Origin of the sequence: Paracoccus sigandri, assembly GCF_003709565.1 — a bacterium.
GTDB lineage: Bacteria > Pseudomonadota > Alphaproteobacteria > Rhodobacterales > Rhodobacteraceae > Paracoccus > Paracoccus siganidrum.
Genome location: NZ_QNRC01000012.1, coordinates 115,739 through 130,733, shown reverse-complemented (window position 1 = coordinate 130,733; position 14,995 = coordinate 115,739). Strand labels below are relative to the sequence as shown.

Below are 14,995 nucleotides of genomic sequence, written 5' to 3'. Positions count from 1 at the left end.
GGGGCGCTGCCCCCAGACCCCCGGGATATTTCTACCAAGATGAAAACGATCCCTTTCATCTTGGCGAAAATATCCCGGGGGGAGTCCCGCAGGGACGGGGGGCAGCGCCCCCCCCTTCTTCGTTCAGCGCCCGCGGATCCGCGGGTCCATCGCGTCGCGCAGCCCGTCGCCGATATAGTTGACGCACAGCACCGTCAGCGAGATGAACAGGCCCGGCAGGATCACCCGCCAAGGATAGAGCACCATCTGGTCCACCGCATCGAACAGCAGCCGCCCCCAGGTCGGGAAGTCGGGCGGGAAGCCCAGGCCCAGGAAGCTGAGCGCCGATTCGGTGATGATCGCGGTGGCGATGCCAAGCGTGGCCGCGACCATGATCGGCGACAGCACGTTGGGCAGGATGTGGCGTAGGATCATCCGGTGCGGGGGTGTGCCGATGGACTTGGCGGCCAGGATGAATTCCCGCTCCTTCAGCCCCAGCACCTCGCCGCGCACGATCCGGGCGGCCTGCATCCAGCTGGTCGCGCCGATGGCGGTCACGATCAGCAGGAAGATCCCGGTGGCCGGGCCGAAGTTCTTCGACAAGGGCTCGCGGAACAGCGTGACCATCAGCAGCAGCAAGGGCAGCAGCGGCAGGGCCAGGAACAGCTCGGTCATGCGCATCAGCGGCGCGTCCAGCCGGCGGAAATAGCCCGACAGCACCCCGATCAGGCTGCCCAGCAGGATCGCGATGACCATCGCCGTCAGGCCGACGGCGATCGAGACCCGCCCGCCCGCCATCAGCCGCGCCAGCAGGTCGCGGCCCAGCTGGTCGGTTCCCAGCGGATGGGCGGCCGAGAAGCCGGAATTGCGGGCGCGGATGTCGACATAGGTCGGGTCGATGGTCCACAGCCAGGGCCCGACCGACACGAAGAGGATCGTCAGGATGAACAGCGCCAGCGCGATCATCGCGCCGCGATGGCTGCGGAACTGCCGCCAGACGTCGCGCCACTGGCTGCGGGTCTCGCCCCCGGCCACCTGCGGCGTGTCGGGGGGCAGGGTGCCGGTCAGGCCGGCGGAAGCGGCGGTCTCGTCCACCAGTTCGGCGGTGTTCAGGGCCTGTTGGCGTTCGGTGTCAGTCATAGCGGATCCTCGGGTCCAGCACGCCATAGAGGATGTCGGCGATCAGGGTGAACAGCACGATCAGGATCGCGAACAGGAAGGTCAGCGTCAGCACCATCGGGATGTCGTTGGCGTGGATGGCCGAGATCAGCAGCTGCCCCAGCCCGTTCACCTTGAAGACCTGCTCGGTGATGATCGCGCCGCCGAAGACGGTGGGCAGTCCCAGCGCGATCACGGTCACCACCGGGATCAGGCTGTTGCGCAGCACGTGCTTCAGCACCACCACCCGCTCGCTGAGGCCCTTGGCGCGGGCGGTGCGCACATAGTCCTGCCCCAGGTTGTCCAGCATCGAGGCGCGCATGAAGCGGCTGATCTGCGCCGCGTTGTAAAGCGCCAGCACCGTCACCGGCATGACCATCTGGCGGACCTGCACCATGAAGCTGTCCCAGTCGGTCACGCGGTGCGTCGTGTCATAGACCGAGGGGAACCATTGCAGGTTCACCGCGAAGACGATGATCATCACCACGCCGGTGAAGAAGGTGGGCATGGAAAACCCGACCATCGACACGAAGGTGCCCAGCTGGTCGAACCAGGAATATTGCCGATAGGCCGAGATGATCCCGATCGGGATCGCGATCAGCACGCCGACCAGATAGGACATGCCGACCACGGTCAGCGTCTGCGGCAGGCGCTGCGCGATCACGTCGAAGACCGGGCTGCGCGACTGGAAGCTGATGATGCGCTGCATCCCATCGCTGAACGCGGTGCCGAAGACGCCGTCGAACCAGTAGAGCGGCTCGACCCAGAAGAACTGCTTCAGCCACAGCGCATAGCGGATGTACCAGGCCTGGCCCAGCCCCAGCGCCTCGCGCATCCGTTCCTTGACCTCGGGCGGCACGGTCAGCGGCACGTCGCCAAGCGGATCGCCGGGCGAGGCTTCCAGAAGCAGGAAGATCACCAGCGAGATGAACAGGAGCGTGGGCACCGCCAGCAGCAGGCGGCGCAAGGTGAAAGTCAGCATCCGAACCTCCGTCGAGGGTTGCGGGTCATTTCGCGCGCGACCGTTCCGCGACGTTCCAGGGCGAACCTTCCCGGCCGCCGGGCGCGGCGGCGGTCGGGGCGGGGGCCGGTATGGGCGCTGTCGTCATCGCGGCGGGGTCTTTCGCAACTGTCGTGACCTCATCGGGTATGCGCCCCGCGCCGGCCAGGCACGGGGCTTGCGGTCGCGTCGCGTCACTCGGTGACGCGATACCAGTCGCTGGCGTTCCACAGCTCGCTGTCCCAGGTATTCAGGATGACCCCGCCCAGCCGGTTGGAATGGGCCGAGACCCGGCCACGATCGACCAGCGGAACGATGGTCATGCTTTCCCTGGTCAGCATGTCGTTCAGCTCCTTGGCGATCTCGGCGCGCTGCTCGATCTCGCCGGTCCTGCCCAGCTCGACGATCAGCGCGTCATATTCCTCGTTGCAATAGCGGTTGACGTTCTCGCCCTGCCACTGGGTGTCCGGGCCGGGGATCTTCTCGCAGGTCAGCTGCGCCAGGTAGGGCTCGGGATCGGTGCCGTCGAAGTTGTTGGCATACATCTCGACATCGGCATAGAACTTCTGGAACGTGTCGGGAGAGCCCGCGTCGCCGCCGAAGAACACCGAGGGATCGACGGTCTTCAGCTCGGTCTCGACGCCGATTTCCGACCACCATTGCTTGATCAGCGCCTGGAAGTCCTGGCGCACCGCATTGACCGAGGTCTGGAACAGCAGCGACAGCCGCGCGCCATCCTTCTCGCGGATGCCGCCGGCGCCGACGGTCCAGCCGGCTTCCTCCAGCAGCGCCTTGGCGCCCTCGATGTCCTGTTCCAGGCAGTCGGTATTGTCCGAGGCGAAGATTTCCGGCGCCGGCACATAGTTGCAGGTCGGCCGCCCCGCCTCGCCATAGCCGATCTCGGTCAGCAGGCTGCGGTCGATGGCCATGGACAGGGCGCGGCGGACGCGCTCGTCCGACAGGATCGGGTGCGGGTGCTGGGTGGTCGAGCGCTCGCCCTCGGGCAGGCTGGACGAGGGGTCGGTCAGGTTCATCTCGATCCGCTCGACCAGGGTGCCGAAGGCGACGACCAGCTTGCCGCGGCCCGCGGCCTCCATCCCGGCCAGCACGTCGGGGGCCAGCTGCAGGTTCCAGGCATAGTCGTATTCGCCGGTTTCCAGCACCGAACGCGCCGCCGCCGCCGCATCGCCGCCGCCCTTCAGCGTCACGGTCGCGAAGCGCGGCTTCGCGGGGTCGCGATATTCGGTATTGGCCTCCAGCGACACCACGTCATTGGTGCGGAAGCTGGTCACGCGGAAGGGCCCGGTGCCGATCGGGTTGAAGTTCTGCTCGGTGCAGGTCGAGGCCGCGGGCCCGAGGCAGGCCTCGAACTGCGCCTTCTGCAGCACCGGCGATTGCGCGCCGGTGAAGGCGGTGAAGGGGTTCGGGCGGGGTTCGCGGAAATTGATGACGACGGTCAGGTCGTCGGGCGTCTCGATCGATTCGATGCCCTCATAGCGCGCGGCCTGCGCGCAGCCGCCTTCGGGATGCAGGCAGTATTCGGCGGTGAATTTCGCGTCGGCCGAGGTGACGGGCGTGCCGTCGGACCATTTCAGCCCTTCCTTCAGCTTCCAGGTGACGGTCTTCAGGTCCTCGCTGATGCCGCCGTTCTCCAGGCTGGGGATCTCGGCGGCCAGCCGCGGGATGACCTCGCCGGTCTCGGTGAAGCCCGCCAGGCCCTCCAGCACCAGGCTGGACGCCTCGACATCCTTGGTGCCCGACGACAGGTAGGGGTTCATCGTCGAGGGGGCCTGCCAGTAGATGATGTTGACCTGACCGTCGGCGCCGCGTTCGGCGAAGGCGGCGGGGGCGAATGCCACCCCGGCGGCCGCGCCCATCAACAAGGTCCTCAGTTTCATTTCTCTCTCCTGTTGGAAGTTCTGGCCCGCTGGGGCATGGGCGTCGGGCGCCACAATCCGGTTTTCGCGACCGTGTTGTCCTTCGTGCTTGCCCCGTTCGTTCGGGTGTTGCTTGTTGCCCGCCATCCCCGCGGAATGGGTGCAGTTTCCGCCAAAGCCCGTTCTGAAAGCAAGACTTATCGCGCGGGGTGTGACGTGATGTTTCGGCTTTGACTTTGGCGCGGCTGCGGCTAGCCTCCATGCCTGAAAGATGGAAGGGGCTGCCGATGCTGGACGAAAAACCTCTTGTTTCCATTGAGAAACTTCGGGTCGAATTCGAAACCGCCGATGGTGTCGTGGTGGGCGTCAAGGATGTCAGCTTCTCGATCAGGCCGGGCGAATGCGTCTGCGTGGTGGGCGAATCCGGCTCGGGCAAGTCGGTCAGCTCGCTTTCGCTGATGCGGCTGGTGGAATTCGGCGGCGGCACGATCGCGGGCGGGCGGCTGATGTTCGACGCCGGCGGCGGCAAGGTGATCGACCTGGCCGCCCAGTCCACCCCGGCGATGCGCGACATTCGCGGCAACCAGATCGGCATGATCTTCCAGGAACCGATGACGGCGCTGAACCCGGTCTTCACCATCGGCGACCAGCTGACCGAGGGGCTGATCGCCCATCGCGGGCTGAGCAAGGCGCAGGCCCGCGCCCGCGCGCTGGAGATCCTCAGGCAGGTGCGCATCCCCGAGCCCGAGCGGCGCCTGGACCAGTATCCGCACGAGCTGTCGGGGGGCATGCGCCAGCGCGTCGTGATCGCCATCGCCATGGCCTGCGAGCCGCGCCTGCTGATCTGCGACGAACCCACCACGGCGCTGGACGTGACCATCCAGGCCGAGATCCTTGCGCTGATCGACCGGCTGAAGCGGGAAAAGCAGATCGCCGTGCTGTTCATCACCCATGACATGGCGGTGGTCGCGCAGATGGCCGACCGGGTGGTCGTCATGTATCGCGGCAACAAGGTCGAGGAAGGCCCGGTCGAGCAGATCTTCGAGGCCCCGCGCGAGGATTACACGAAGATGCTGCTGGCCGCCGTGCCGCGCCTGGGCGAGATGACCGGCAAGCCCGCGCCCGAGCCGATGCGGCTGATGAAGGCCGGCGGCATCGAGGAGACCGCGCCCGTCGTCGCCCGCGATCCCCGGCCGCTGCTGAAGGTCGAGAACCTGAAGACCCGCTTTGCCGTCAAGGGCGGGGTGCTGCGCCGCACGGTGGCGCATGTCCACGCGGTCGAGGATGTCAGCTTCACCATCAATGCCGGCGAGACCATGTCCCTGGTCGGCGAATCGGGTTGCGGGAAATCGACCTGCGGCCGCTCGATCCTGCGGCTGGTGGAGCCCGAATCCGGCAAGGTCGAACTGGACGGAACCGACATCCTGGCGCTGTCGCAATCGGGCCTGCGCCGGGCGCGGCGCGACATGCAGATGATCTTCCAGGACCCCTTCGCCAGCCTCGACCCGCATATGAAGCTGTATGACCAGGTGGCCGAGCCGATGCAGAACTACGGCATCGGCAATCGCGGCGAACGGCAGGACCGCATCGCCGCGCTGTTCGACCGGGTGGAGCTGCCGCGCAGCTTCATGCGCCGCTATCCGCACGAGATGTCGGGCGGCCAGCGCCAGCGCATCGCCATCGCCCGCGCCCTGGCGCTGAACCCCAAGCTGATCGTCGCCGACGAGGCGGTCTCGGCGCTGGACGTTTCGGTCCAGGCGCAGGTGCTGAACCTGCTTCTGGAACTGCAGCAGGACCTGGGCATCTCGATGCTGTTCATCAGCCACGACATGGCCGTGGTCGAACGCGTCAGCCATCATGTGGGGGTGATGTATCTGGGCCGCATCGTCGAGATGGGCACCCGCCAGCAGGTCTTCGAGAACCCGCAGCACAGCTATACCAAGCAGCTGATGCTGGCGGTGCCGGTCGCCGATCCGCGCCAGAAGAAGATCCGCGAGGACCTGACCTTCCGGCCCATCCCCTCGCCGATCCATCCGGTCGACCACCAGCCCGCCGCTTCGATCTATCGCGAGGTCGCGCCGGGCCATCGCGTGCTGGTCGATCCGGTGACGCATTCATGATCCTGGCCGCGCCGGTCGATGCCGCCAGCCCGCCGCGTTTCCGCGACGCGCTGCCGCAGGAAACCGGCGTGGCGATCATCGGCGGCGGCATCGCCGGGGTGATGACGGCGCTGTATCTGCGGCGCGACGGGGTGCGGGTGGCGCTGTTCGAGAAGGGGCTGGTCGCGGCCGAGCAATCCTCGCGCAACTGGGGCTGGGTGCGCGCGCAGGGCCGCGACGCGGCCGAGATCCCGGTGATGCTGACCGCCCGCCGCCTGTGGCGCGCGCTGGCGCAGGATCTGGGCGACGTGCTGGGCCTGGCCACTTGCGGCGTCAGCTACCTGGCCCGCGACCAGGCGGCGCTGGACCGCTACGAAGCCTGGCTGGATGTCGCCCGCGCCCATGGCCTGGACAGCCGGCTGGTCGGCCGGGCGGAACTGGCGAGGATCCTGCCCAATGGCGCGGGCTGGGTGGGGGCGCTGACCACGCCCTCGGACATGCGCGCCGAACCCGGCGCCGCGGTGCCCGCCATCGCGGCCCTGGCCCATGCCGAGGGCGTGCTGATCCGCGAACATTGCGCCGTGCGCGGCCTCGACATCCGCGCGGGCCGGGTGGCCGGCGTGATGACCGAGGACGGGCCGGTCCGGGCCGAGCGCGTGCTGCTGGCGGGCGGTGCCTGGTCGGGGCTGTTCGCCGCCAATGCAGGGCTTTCGCTGCCGCAGCTGTCGGTGCGCGCCACCGTCGCCGCCACCCGGCCGATGGCGGAATTCTGGTCCGGCGCCGCCGCCGATCCCGGCTTCGCCTTCCGCCGCCGCGCCGATGGCGGCTATACGCTGGCGCCCGGCACCGGCCATGACTTCTGGATCGGCCCCGCGGCCTTGCGCCACCTGCGCGCCTGGCTGCCGCAGATCCGCCGCGACCTGCGCCAGACCCGGCTGCAACCCGCCGCGCCGCGCGGCTTCCCCGACGCCTGGACCACGCCGCGCCGCTGGCCGAACGACCGCCCCTCGCCCTTCGAGGCCATGCGGGTGCTGAATCCCGCCCCCGATCCCGCCCGGCTGGAGCGCCTGCGCCGCGACTTCGCCGCCGCCTTCCCGCAGGCCGGGCCGCCGGTCCTGCGCGCCGCCTGGGCGGGGATGATCGACGCCACGCCCGACCAGGTGCCGGTGCTGGACCGGGCCCCGCTGCCCGGCCTGTTCATCGCCACCGGCCTCTCGGGCCACGGCTTCGGCATCGGCCCCGGCGTGGGCCGCGTCATGGCCGACCTGATCCAGGGCCGCGCCCCCGAACACGACCTGACGCGCTTCCGCTTCTCGCGCTTCTCGGACGGCTCGCCGATGATCCTCGGCCCGGATCTCTGAGCCCCGCCCCTCGCACTCCTTCCAAATACCTCGGGGGTCCGGGGGGGACCCCCGGTCTGGACGCCGACCCTCCTCTCCGCACTTGCAGACTCTGCACAAAGCTCTCATCCTGCGCGTTGAAGGAGACCGAAAATGCCAGTCAAGAACCGCTTTGCCGAGCTTTTGCCCGAAATCACCGCCTGGCGGCATGATTTCCACGAAAACCCCGAACTGCTCTACGAGGTGCATCGCACCGCCGGCCGCGTCGCCGGCCTGCTCAGGGAATTCGGCTGCGACGAGGTGGTCGAGGGGATCGGGCGCACCGGCGTCGTCGGCGTGATCCGCGGCAGGACCGACACGAAGGGCCGCGTCGTGGGCCTGCGCGCCGACATGGACGCGCTGCCGGTGACCGAACAGACCGGGCTGCCCCATGCCTCGAAAGTGCCGGGCAAGATGCATGCCTGCGGCCATGACGGCCATACCGCGATGCTGCTGGGCGCGGCGAAATACCTGGCCGAGACGCGCAATTTCGACGGCACCGCCATCGTCATCTTCCAGCCCGCCGAAGAGGGCGGCGGCGGCGGCAAGGCCATGGTCGAGGACGGGCTGGTCACCCGCTGGAACATCCAGGAGTTCTACGGCATGCACAACATGCCCGGCCTGCCCACCGGCAGTTTCGCGATCCGCCCCGGCCCGGTCATGGCGGCGGCCGACCAGTTCGACATCACCGTCACCGGCAAGGGCGGCCATGCCGCCAAGCCCCATGACTGCATCGACACGACCCTGGCCGCCGCCCAGATCGTCGTCGCGCTGCAATCGGTGGTCGCGCGCAATATCGACCCGCTGCAGAACGCGGTGATGTCGGTCTGCGTGATCGAGACCGATTCGACGGCCCATAACGTCATCCCGCAGGTGGTCCGGCTGAAGGGCACCGCCCGCAGCCTCGACGACGGGGTGCGCGAGCAGATGGAACAGGCCATCCGCCGCGTCGCCAGCAATGTCGCCGCCGCGATGGGCGCGGTGGCCGAGATCGACTATCAGCGCGGCTATCCGGTGACGGTCAATGACGCGGCCGCGACCGACTGGGCGGTCGAAGTCGCCAGCGACATCGCCGGCGGGGTCGACCTGGACTATCGCCCGATGATGGCGGGCGAGGATTTCAGCTACATGCTGAACGAACGCCCCGGCGCCTATATCTTCGTCGGCAATGGCGACACGGCGATGGTCCACCACCCGGCCTATGATTTCAACGACGAGGCGATTCCGGCCGGCTCCAGCTGGTATGCCGGCATGATCGAGGCGCGGATGCCGGCTGCCTGACACCCGGCCGCGCGCGCGCGCCCCGCGACCGCTTGACGGACCGCGCGCGTCCCGGCATCTCGGGGCGCGATGTCGCAGCCATTCGGAGCGGTGTCGGAAATGCGATGCCGCCCGGCCGGCATTGCCCCTTAATGCTCGCACCCCGCGCCGCCAACCGCGCGCCTCACCATATGACAGGGAGCCGATCCTCAAGATGAAGACCTATACGCTGCGCGTCACCTGCGCATCGACCCGTGGCATCGTCGCCGCCGTCTCGGGATTCCTGGCCCGGCAGGACTGCAACATCACCGACAGCGCCCAGTTCGACGACGCCGAGACCGGCCGCTTCTTCATGCGCGTCAGCTTCCGCTCGGAGGGCGCGGCGACGCTGGAGGCGTTGCAGGCGGGCATCGCCCCGATCGCCGATGAATTCGACATGCAGGCCGAATTCTCGGACGATGCCGAGAAGATGAAGGTCGTCATCATGGTCTCGCGCTTCGGCCATTGCCTGAACGATCTTCTCTATCGCTGGCGGATCGGGGCACTGCCGATCGAGATCGTGGCGGTGATCTCGAACCACATGGATTACCAGAAGGTGGTGGTGAACCATGACATTCCCTTCCACTGCATCAGGGTGACGAAGGAGAACAAGCCCGAGGCCGAGGCGCGGATCATGGCCGTGGTCGAGGAGACCGGCGCCGAACTGATCGTGCTGGCGCGCTACATGCAGGTGCTGTCGGACCAGATGTGCCGGCAGATGTCGGGGCGGATCATCAATATCCACCACTCGTTCCTGCCGTCCTTCAAGGGCGCCAACCCCTACAAGCAGGCCTATGAGCGCGGCGTGAAGCTGATCGGCGCGACCTCGCATTACGTCACCGCCGACCTCGACGAGGGCCCGATCATCGAGCAGGACACCGTCCGCGTGACCCACGCGCAGTCGCCCGAGGATTACGTCAGCCTCGGTCGCGACGTGGAAAGCCAGGTGCTGGCCCGCGCGATCCATGCGCATATCCACCGCCGGGTGTTCCTGAACGGCGACAAGACGGTGGTCTTCCCGGCCTCGCCCGGAAGCTATGCCTCCGAGCGGATGGGCTAGGCCCGACCGTCGCAAGAGGGGGGCTTTGCGCCCCCCGCCGCGCGTGCCGCGCGACTCCCCCCGCAGGATATTTGCGCCAAGATGAAAGCGGCGGATGTCTTTCATCTTGGCTTAAGTATCCCGGGGGGAGTCCCGCAGGGACGGGGGGCAGCGCCCCCCTTTCTTCGCCTGCGCTATTGCGGGATCTCGGCGGTGATGCCCTCGACATAGAAGTTCATGCCGGACAGGTCCTCGTCCTTCGCCACCTCGCCCTCGGCCAGCCAGGCCGAACCGTCGGCCTTGTTCAGCGGGCCGGTGAAGGGGTGGTATTCGCCGGCCGCGATGGCGTCGCGCAGGGCCTCGGCCTCGGCCTTCACCTCGGCCGGGACGGCCTCGGTGATCTCGCCGATGGCGACGATGCCGTCGCCGATCCCGCCCCAGACCGCCTCGGGCTGCCATGTGCCCTCCAGCACCCGGCCGATGCTTTTCACGTAATGCGCGCCCCAGTTGTTCACCACCGCCGACACCCGCGGCGAGGGGGCGAAGGCCGACATGTCGCTGGCCTGGCCGAAGCCGATCTTGCCCGCCTGCTGAAGCTGTGCCAGCGGCGCGGTCGAGTTGGTGTGCTGCAGGATCACGTCCACCCCCTCGGCCATCAGCGCGGTCGCGGCGTCGGCCTCTTTCGCCGGGTCGAACCAGGTATAGGCCCAGACGACCCGCATCTCGACATCCGGGTTCACCTTCTTCGCATGCAGATAGGCCGAGTTGATGCCCTGCAGGACCTCGGGGATCGGGAAGGTGGCGATATAGCCGATCTTGTTCGATTCGGTCATCCGGCCCGCGATCGTGCCCATCACGGCGCGGCCTTCATAGAAGCGGCCGTCATAGGTGCCGACATTCTCGGCCCGCTTGTAGCCGGTATTGTGTTCGAACTTCACGTCCGGGAACTTGGCCGCGACATTGATCACCGCATCCATGTAGCCGAAGCTGGTGGCATAGATCACGTCGTTTCCGGCCAGCGCCAGCTGGGTCAGGGCGCGTTCGGCATCGGTGCCTTCGGGGACATTCTCAAGGTAGGTGGTCTGGACGCGGTCGCCATATTCGGCCTCGATGGCCAGCCGGCCCTGGTCGTGCTGATAGGTCCAGCCGCCATCCGCCACCGGCCCGACATAGATGAAGCCGACCTTCAGCGGTTCCTCCTGCGCCCAGGACGGCTGGGCGAGGGTGACGGCCGAAAGCGCGGCCACGCTGGCCATGAGTTGTCTGCGATTCATCGGTCTTGCTCTCCTTGAACTGGCCTGCGCGCTCTAGCGCAGCGCGTGAAAATTCTGTCCCAGCGAGCCGGGGGCGGCGCTGCCCGCGCGGCGGCTGTATTTCTGCCGGGCTGAGATCAGCACCAGCACCAGGATCGTGGCCAGGTAGGGCGCCATCGACAGGAACTGCACCGGCACCCGGACCCCCGCGGCCTGCAGCCGCAATTGCAGCACGGTGACGCCGCCGAACAGCCAGGCGCCGGCCAGCACGCCCGGCGCGCTCCAGCTGGAAAAGACCACGATGGCCAGCGCGATCCAGCCCGCGCCCGCCGTCATGCCCTCGGTCCATTGCAGCACCGTCGCGATCGAGATGTAGGCGCCGCCGATCCCCGCCATGGCGCCGCCGAAGGCGATGGCGCCCAGCCGGATCGCCCGGACCTTGTATCCCAGCGCATGGGCGGCATCGTGGTTTTCGCCCACGGCGCGCAGGATCAGCCCGCTGCGAGAGCGGTTCAGGAACCACCAGATCAGCGGCACCATGGCCAGTCCCAGCCAGACGATCCAGTTGATGCGGAACGGGCCGGGCGCCATGCCGGGGGCCTTCACGCCCTCCAGCGGCTTGCCGAACATCGCCGCCAGCCCCAGCCCGAACAGGGTCAGTGCCAGCCCCGAGGCCACCTGGTTGGCCAGCAGGAACTGGGTCAGCGCCGCGAAGGGCAGGGCGACCAGCGCCCCGGCCAGCGCCGCCGCGGCGAAGCCCAGGAACGGGTTGCCGCTGTGATAGGCGGCGGCGAAACCGGCCAGCGCGCCCAGGATCATCATCCCCTCGACGCCCAGGTTCAGAACGCCCGCGCGTTCGACCACCAGCTCTCCCAGCGCGGCGAAGAGGATCGGGGTCGAGGCCGACAGCAACAGCAGGAACAGCGCGACGGGGTCGATCATCATGCCGCGCCCCCCGACGTTGCGTGCAGAAGCCACAGCACGACCGCGATGCCCGCCGCGAAGCCCAGGCCGAAGGCCAGGCGCATCGGGAAGGGCGGCGGCTGCGTGCCGCCCTCGCGCATGATCGTCCGGCCGAGTGCGGCGATGGCGCGCCACAGCAGGCCCAGCAGCGCCGTGACCAGCTCGGACAGGAAATACAGCTCGAACCAGGCGCCGAGGACGAACAGCACCGCAAGGACGATCATGATCGCCCCGACATAGGGAAGCTGCAGCAGCAGCCCGGCCCCGGCGCCCAGGGCCAGCCCGACCGCCGCGACCAGCGCCATGCGCTTCAGCTCCGTTCCGTATGGGCGGTTCATGCCGCGACCCTCCTTGCGATGCGGTATCGGGTCAGCAGGTCGAAGCCCAGCAGGAAGAACAGCAGCATCCCCTGGAAGACCTGCACGGAGGCGGCGGGCAGCTGCATCATCAGCTGCGCCAGCTCGCCGCCGATATAGGTCAGCGCCAGCAGCAGCCCGGCCAGCAGGATGCCCAGGGGGTGCAGCCGGCCCAGGAAGGCCACGATGATCGCGGTGAAGCCATAGCCCGAGCCGAAGCCGGGGCTGATCTGCCCGGCGGGGCCGGCGACCTCGAACAGCCCGGCCATGCCCGCCAGCGCGCCCGAGACGCCGAGGCAGAAGGCGACCAGCGTGGCGGGGCGCACGCCCGCGAAGCGCGCGGCGCGCGGGGCGATGCCGGCGGCGCGGATGTGGAAGCCGCGGATGTGGCGGCTCATCAGGAACCAGGCCGCCAGCACGGCCAGCGCCGCCGCGACCACGCCCCAATGCGCGCCGGTCCCGGCGATCAGATCGGGGTTCGAGGCGGGCGGGTATTGCTGCAGGTTGCGCGATCCGGGAAAGCCCATCCCCTCGGGGTTCTTCATCGGCCCGAAGGCCATCCACGCCGCCACGCGCTGCGCGACATAGACCAGCATCAGCGACACCAGGATTTCCGACGCCCCGCACCAGTTGCGCAGCATGGCCGGGACCATCCCCCAGGCCCAGCCGCCAAGCGCGCCGGCCAGCACCATGGCCGGGAAGATCCACATCCCCTCGGCCGGATAGGCGGCCAGGGCCACGGCGGCGCCGGTGATGCCGCCGATGATGTATTGCCCCTCGGCGCCGATGTTCCAGATGCCGGCGCGAAAGCCGATGGCCAGGCCCGAGGCGATCAGGATCAGCGGCGCCGCCTTCACCAGAAGCTGCGGGCGCGAATAGCTGGAGGCCGGCCCGAACAGCGGATCCCAGAAGATCGTGCGGATCGCCGCGACCGGATCATGGCCCATGACCCAGAACAGCAGGCCGCCGGTCAGCATGGTGGCCAGCACCGCCAGCAGGGGCGTGGCGAATTGCCAGGCCAGCGAGGACTGGCTGCGGGGAACCAGGTGGATCATATATGGGCGACCTCCATGCCATGCGCGCCGCCCAGCATCAGCCCGATCTCGTCCAGGCTGAGCCCCTCGGTGGGGCGGGGTTCGGACAGCCGGCCCTCGTTCAGCGCGCAGAAGCGGTCGGACAGTTCCAGAAGCTCGTCCAGGTCCTGGCTGATGACCACGACCCCTGCGCCCGAGCGCGCCAGGTCCAGCAGCGACTGGCGCACGGCGGAGGCGGCGCCGGCGTCGACGCCCCAGGTGGGCTGGTTGACGACCAGCACGCGGGGCGCCTGCAGCACCTCGCGGCCGATCACGAATTTCTGCAGGTTGCCGCCCGACAGCGCGCGGGCGGCGGTGCCGGGGCCGGGGGTGCGCACGTCGAAGGCGTGGATCACCTGTTCGGCATAGGCGCGCGCGGCGCGGTGGTCGATCAGCCCGCCCCTGACCAGCCCCTTGCGGCTGCCGGCGGTCAGCAGCGTGTTCTCGGCCAGGCTGAAATCGGGGACGGCGGCATGGCCCAGGCGATCCTCGGGCGCGGCCAGCAGCCCGGCCGCGCGCCGCCCCTGCGGCCCCGTGCCGCCCAGGTCGCGCCCCTCCAGCGCGATCGTGCCGGGGGGGCTGCGCAGCTCGCCCGACAGCGCGGCCAGCAATTCCTCCTGCCCGTTGCCGGCGACGCCGCCGATGCCCAGGATCTCGCCCGCGCGCAGGGTCAGGCTGACGGATTTCAGCGCCGTGCCCTCGGCATCGGGGGCGGGCAGCGAGAGATCGCGCAGCTCCAGCAGCACTTCGCCCGCCTGCCGCCCGGTGCGGTCGACCAGCCGCATCTGGCCGCCGACCATCATCGCCGCCAGCTCGCGGGCGGAATGGGCGCGCGGGTCGCAGCTGTCCACCACGCGGCCGTGGCGCAGGATCGTGGCGCGGTCGCAATGGGCGCGGATTTCTTCCAGCTTGTGGCTGATATAGAGGATCGCGGTGCCCTGGTCGGCCAGCTTGCGCAGGGTGGCGAACAGCAGTTCCGCCTCTTGCGGGGTCAGCACGCTGGTCGGCTCGTCCATGATCAGGAGCCGCGGGTCCTGCAGCAGGCAGCGGATGATCTCGACCCGCTGGCGTTCGCCCGCCGACAGCATCGCCACCCGCCGCGCCGGGTTCAGCGGCAGGCCGTATTCCTGCGACACGCGGGCGATCCGCGCCGCAAGCGCGCGCCGGGGCGGCGGGTTTTCCATCCCCAGCGCGATGTTTTCCGCCACGCTCAGCGCGTCGAACAGGCTGAAATGCTGGAACACCATCGCCACGCCCGCCGCGCGGGCGGCGCGGGGATCGGCGGGGGCGTGGGGCCGGCCGTTCAGCGACATCTGCCCCTCGTCGGGCCGCACCAGCCCGTAGATCATCTTGACCAGCGTCGACTTGCCCGCGCCGTTTTCGCCCAGCAGGGCGTGGATTTCGCCCTCCGCGACCTGGAAGGAGACATCGTCATTGGCGCGCACGCCGGGATAGGTCTTGCCGATGCCCTCGGCTCGGAACAGGCTGGCCGTCAAATTTGTCCCCTTGGTCAAACCATT

Annotated in this window: 12 protein-coding genes; 4 read left to right on the top strand and 8 right to left on the bottom strand. The window is 68.7% G+C overall.

What is annotated here, in order from left to right; genetic code table 11:
• Nucleotides 1-123: 123 nt before the first annotated feature.
• The 3 genes from C9E82_RS12875 to C9E82_RS12865 all read right to left on the bottom strand — a co-directional run bounded on the left by C9E82_RS12875 (nucleotide 124) and on the right by C9E82_RS12865 (nucleotide 4,035).
• Nucleotides 124-1,119 carry an ABC transporter permease gene (locus C9E82_RS12875; protein ID WP_119896573.1) on the bottom strand — a complete coding sequence of 332 codons (996 nt, stop codon included), beginning with the start codon at nucleotides 1,117-1,119 and terminating at the stop codon, nucleotides 124-126.
• Nucleotides 1,112-2,119 (bottom strand): ABC transporter permease, encoded by a 1,008-nt coding sequence (locus tag C9E82_RS12870; RefSeq protein ID WP_119896572.1) that lies wholly within the window; start codon nucleotides 2,117-2,119, stop codon nucleotides 1,112-1,114. The genes C9E82_RS12875 and C9E82_RS12870 overlap by 8 nt, the downstream gene beginning before the upstream one ends.
• A gap of 212 nt (nucleotides 2,120-2,331) precedes the next feature.
• Nucleotides 2,332-4,035 (bottom strand): peptide ABC transporter substrate-binding protein, encoded by a 1,704-nt coding sequence (locus tag C9E82_RS12865; RefSeq protein WP_119896571.1) that lies wholly within the window; start codon nucleotides 4,033-4,035, stop codon nucleotides 2,332-2,334.
• A 266-nt stretch (nucleotides 4,036-4,301) separates the two neighbouring features.
• Between C9E82_RS12865 and C9E82_RS12860 the strand changes: the two genes are divergently transcribed.
• From C9E82_RS12860 to purU, 4 genes are all read left to right on the top strand, one after another.
• Nucleotides 4,302-6,134, top strand: a complete 1,833-nt coding sequence (locus tag C9E82_RS12860; protein ID WP_119896570.1) for an ABC transporter ATP-binding protein — start codon at nucleotides 4,302-4,304, stop codon at nucleotides 6,132-6,134.
• Nucleotides 6,131-7,474 (top strand): NAD(P)/FAD-dependent oxidoreductase, encoded by a 1,344-nt coding sequence (locus C9E82_RS12855; protein ID WP_119896569.1) that lies wholly within the window; start codon nucleotides 6,131-6,133, stop codon nucleotides 7,472-7,474. Before C9E82_RS12860 ends, C9E82_RS12855 begins: the two co-directional genes overlap by 4 nt.
• Before the next feature lie 132 nt (nucleotides 7,475-7,606).
• Nucleotides 7,607-8,773 carry a M20 aminoacylase family protein gene (locus tag C9E82_RS12850; RefSeq protein WP_119896568.1) on the top strand — a complete coding sequence of 389 codons (1,167 nt, stop codon included), beginning with the start codon at nucleotides 7,607-7,609 and terminating at the stop codon, nucleotides 8,771-8,773.
• A 193-nt stretch (nucleotides 8,774-8,966) separates the two neighbouring features.
• On the top strand, nucleotides 8,967-9,851 hold the full coding sequence (gene purU / locus C9E82_RS12845) for a formyltetrahydrofolate deformylase (protein ID WP_119896567.1): 885 nt from the start codon (nucleotides 8,967-8,969) through the stop codon (nucleotides 9,849-9,851).
• A 173-nt stretch (nucleotides 9,852-10,024) separates the two neighbouring features.
• Here purU and C9E82_RS12840 read toward each other — a convergent pair whose 3' ends face one another.
• From C9E82_RS12840 to C9E82_RS12820, 5 genes are read right to left on the bottom strand one after another with little or no spacing between them, the layout of a single operon-like run.
• Nucleotides 10,025-11,104: a BMP family ABC transporter substrate-binding protein gene (locus tag C9E82_RS12840; protein WP_119896566.1), complete on the bottom strand. Its 1,080-nt coding sequence runs from the start codon at nucleotides 11,102-11,104 to the stop codon at nucleotides 10,025-10,027.
• A gap of 33 nt (nucleotides 11,105-11,137) precedes the next feature.
• Nucleotides 11,138-12,028 carry an ABC transporter permease gene (locus C9E82_RS12835; protein WP_119896565.1) on the bottom strand — a complete coding sequence of 297 codons (891 nt, stop codon included), beginning with the start codon at nucleotides 12,026-12,028 and terminating at the stop codon, nucleotides 11,138-11,140.
• Nucleotides 12,025-12,384, bottom strand: coding sequence for a hypothetical protein (locus C9E82_RS12830; protein ID WP_119896564.1), 360 nt, complete (start codon nucleotides 12,382-12,384; stop codon nucleotides 12,025-12,027). The genes C9E82_RS12835 and C9E82_RS12830 overlap by 4 nt, the downstream gene beginning before the upstream one ends.
• Nucleotides 12,381-13,457 carry an ABC transporter permease gene (locus C9E82_RS12825; protein WP_119896563.1) on the bottom strand — a complete coding sequence of 359 codons (1,077 nt, stop codon included), beginning with the start codon at nucleotides 13,455-13,457 and terminating at the stop codon, nucleotides 12,381-12,383. Before C9E82_RS12825 ends, C9E82_RS12830 begins: the two co-directional genes overlap by 4 nt.
• Nucleotides 13,454-14,971: an ABC transporter ATP-binding protein gene (locus C9E82_RS12820; RefSeq protein ID WP_240643404.1), complete on the bottom strand. Its 1,518-nt coding sequence runs from the start codon at nucleotides 14,969-14,971 to the stop codon at nucleotides 13,454-13,456. The genes C9E82_RS12825 and C9E82_RS12820 overlap by 4 nt, the downstream gene beginning before the upstream one ends.
• Nucleotides 14,972-14,995 lie beyond the last annotated feature (24 nt).

Bases quoted from the DNA above. Each gene is read 5' to 3' on its own strand.
- C9E82_RS12855 (WP_119896569.1), top strand. From the start codon at position 6,131: ATGATCCTGGCCGCGCCGGTCGATGCCGCCAGCCCGCCGCGTTTCCGC.
- C9E82_RS12835 (WP_119896565.1), bottom strand. From the start codon at position 12,028: ATGATGATCGACCCCGTCGCGCTGTTCCTGCTGTTGCTGTCGGCCTCG.
- C9E82_RS12850 (WP_119896568.1), top strand. From the start codon at position 7,607: ATGCCAGTCAAGAACCGCTTTGCCGAGCTTTTGCCCGAAATCACCGCC.
- C9E82_RS12860 (WP_119896570.1), top strand. From the start codon at position 4,302: ATGCTGGACGAAAAACCTCTTGTTTCCATTGAGAAACTTCGGGTCGAA.
- C9E82_RS12875 (WP_119896573.1), bottom strand. From the start codon at position 1,119: ATGACTGACACCGAACGCCAACAGGCCCTGAACACCGCCGAACTGGTG.
- C9E82_RS12840 (WP_119896566.1), bottom strand. From the start codon at position 11,104: ATGAATCGCAGACAACTCATGGCCAGCGTGGCCGCGCTTTCGGCCGTC.
- purU (WP_119896567.1), top strand. From the start codon at position 8,967: ATGAAGACCTATACGCTGCGCGTCACCTGCGCATCGACCCGTGGCATC.
- C9E82_RS12865 (WP_119896571.1), bottom strand. From the start codon at position 4,035: ATGAAACTGAGGACCTTGTTGATGGGCGCGGCCGCCGGGGTGGCATTC.
- C9E82_RS12830 (WP_119896564.1), bottom strand. From the start codon at position 12,384: ATGAACCGCCCATACGGAACGGAGCTGAAGCGCATGGCGCTGGTCGCG.
- C9E82_RS12870 (WP_119896572.1), bottom strand. From the start codon at position 2,119: ATGCTGACTTTCACCTTGCGCCGCCTGCTGCTGGCGGTGCCCACGCTC.
- C9E82_RS12825 (WP_119896563.1), bottom strand. From the start codon at position 13,457: ATGATCCACCTGGTTCCCCGCAGCCAGTCCTCGCTGGCCTGGCAATTC.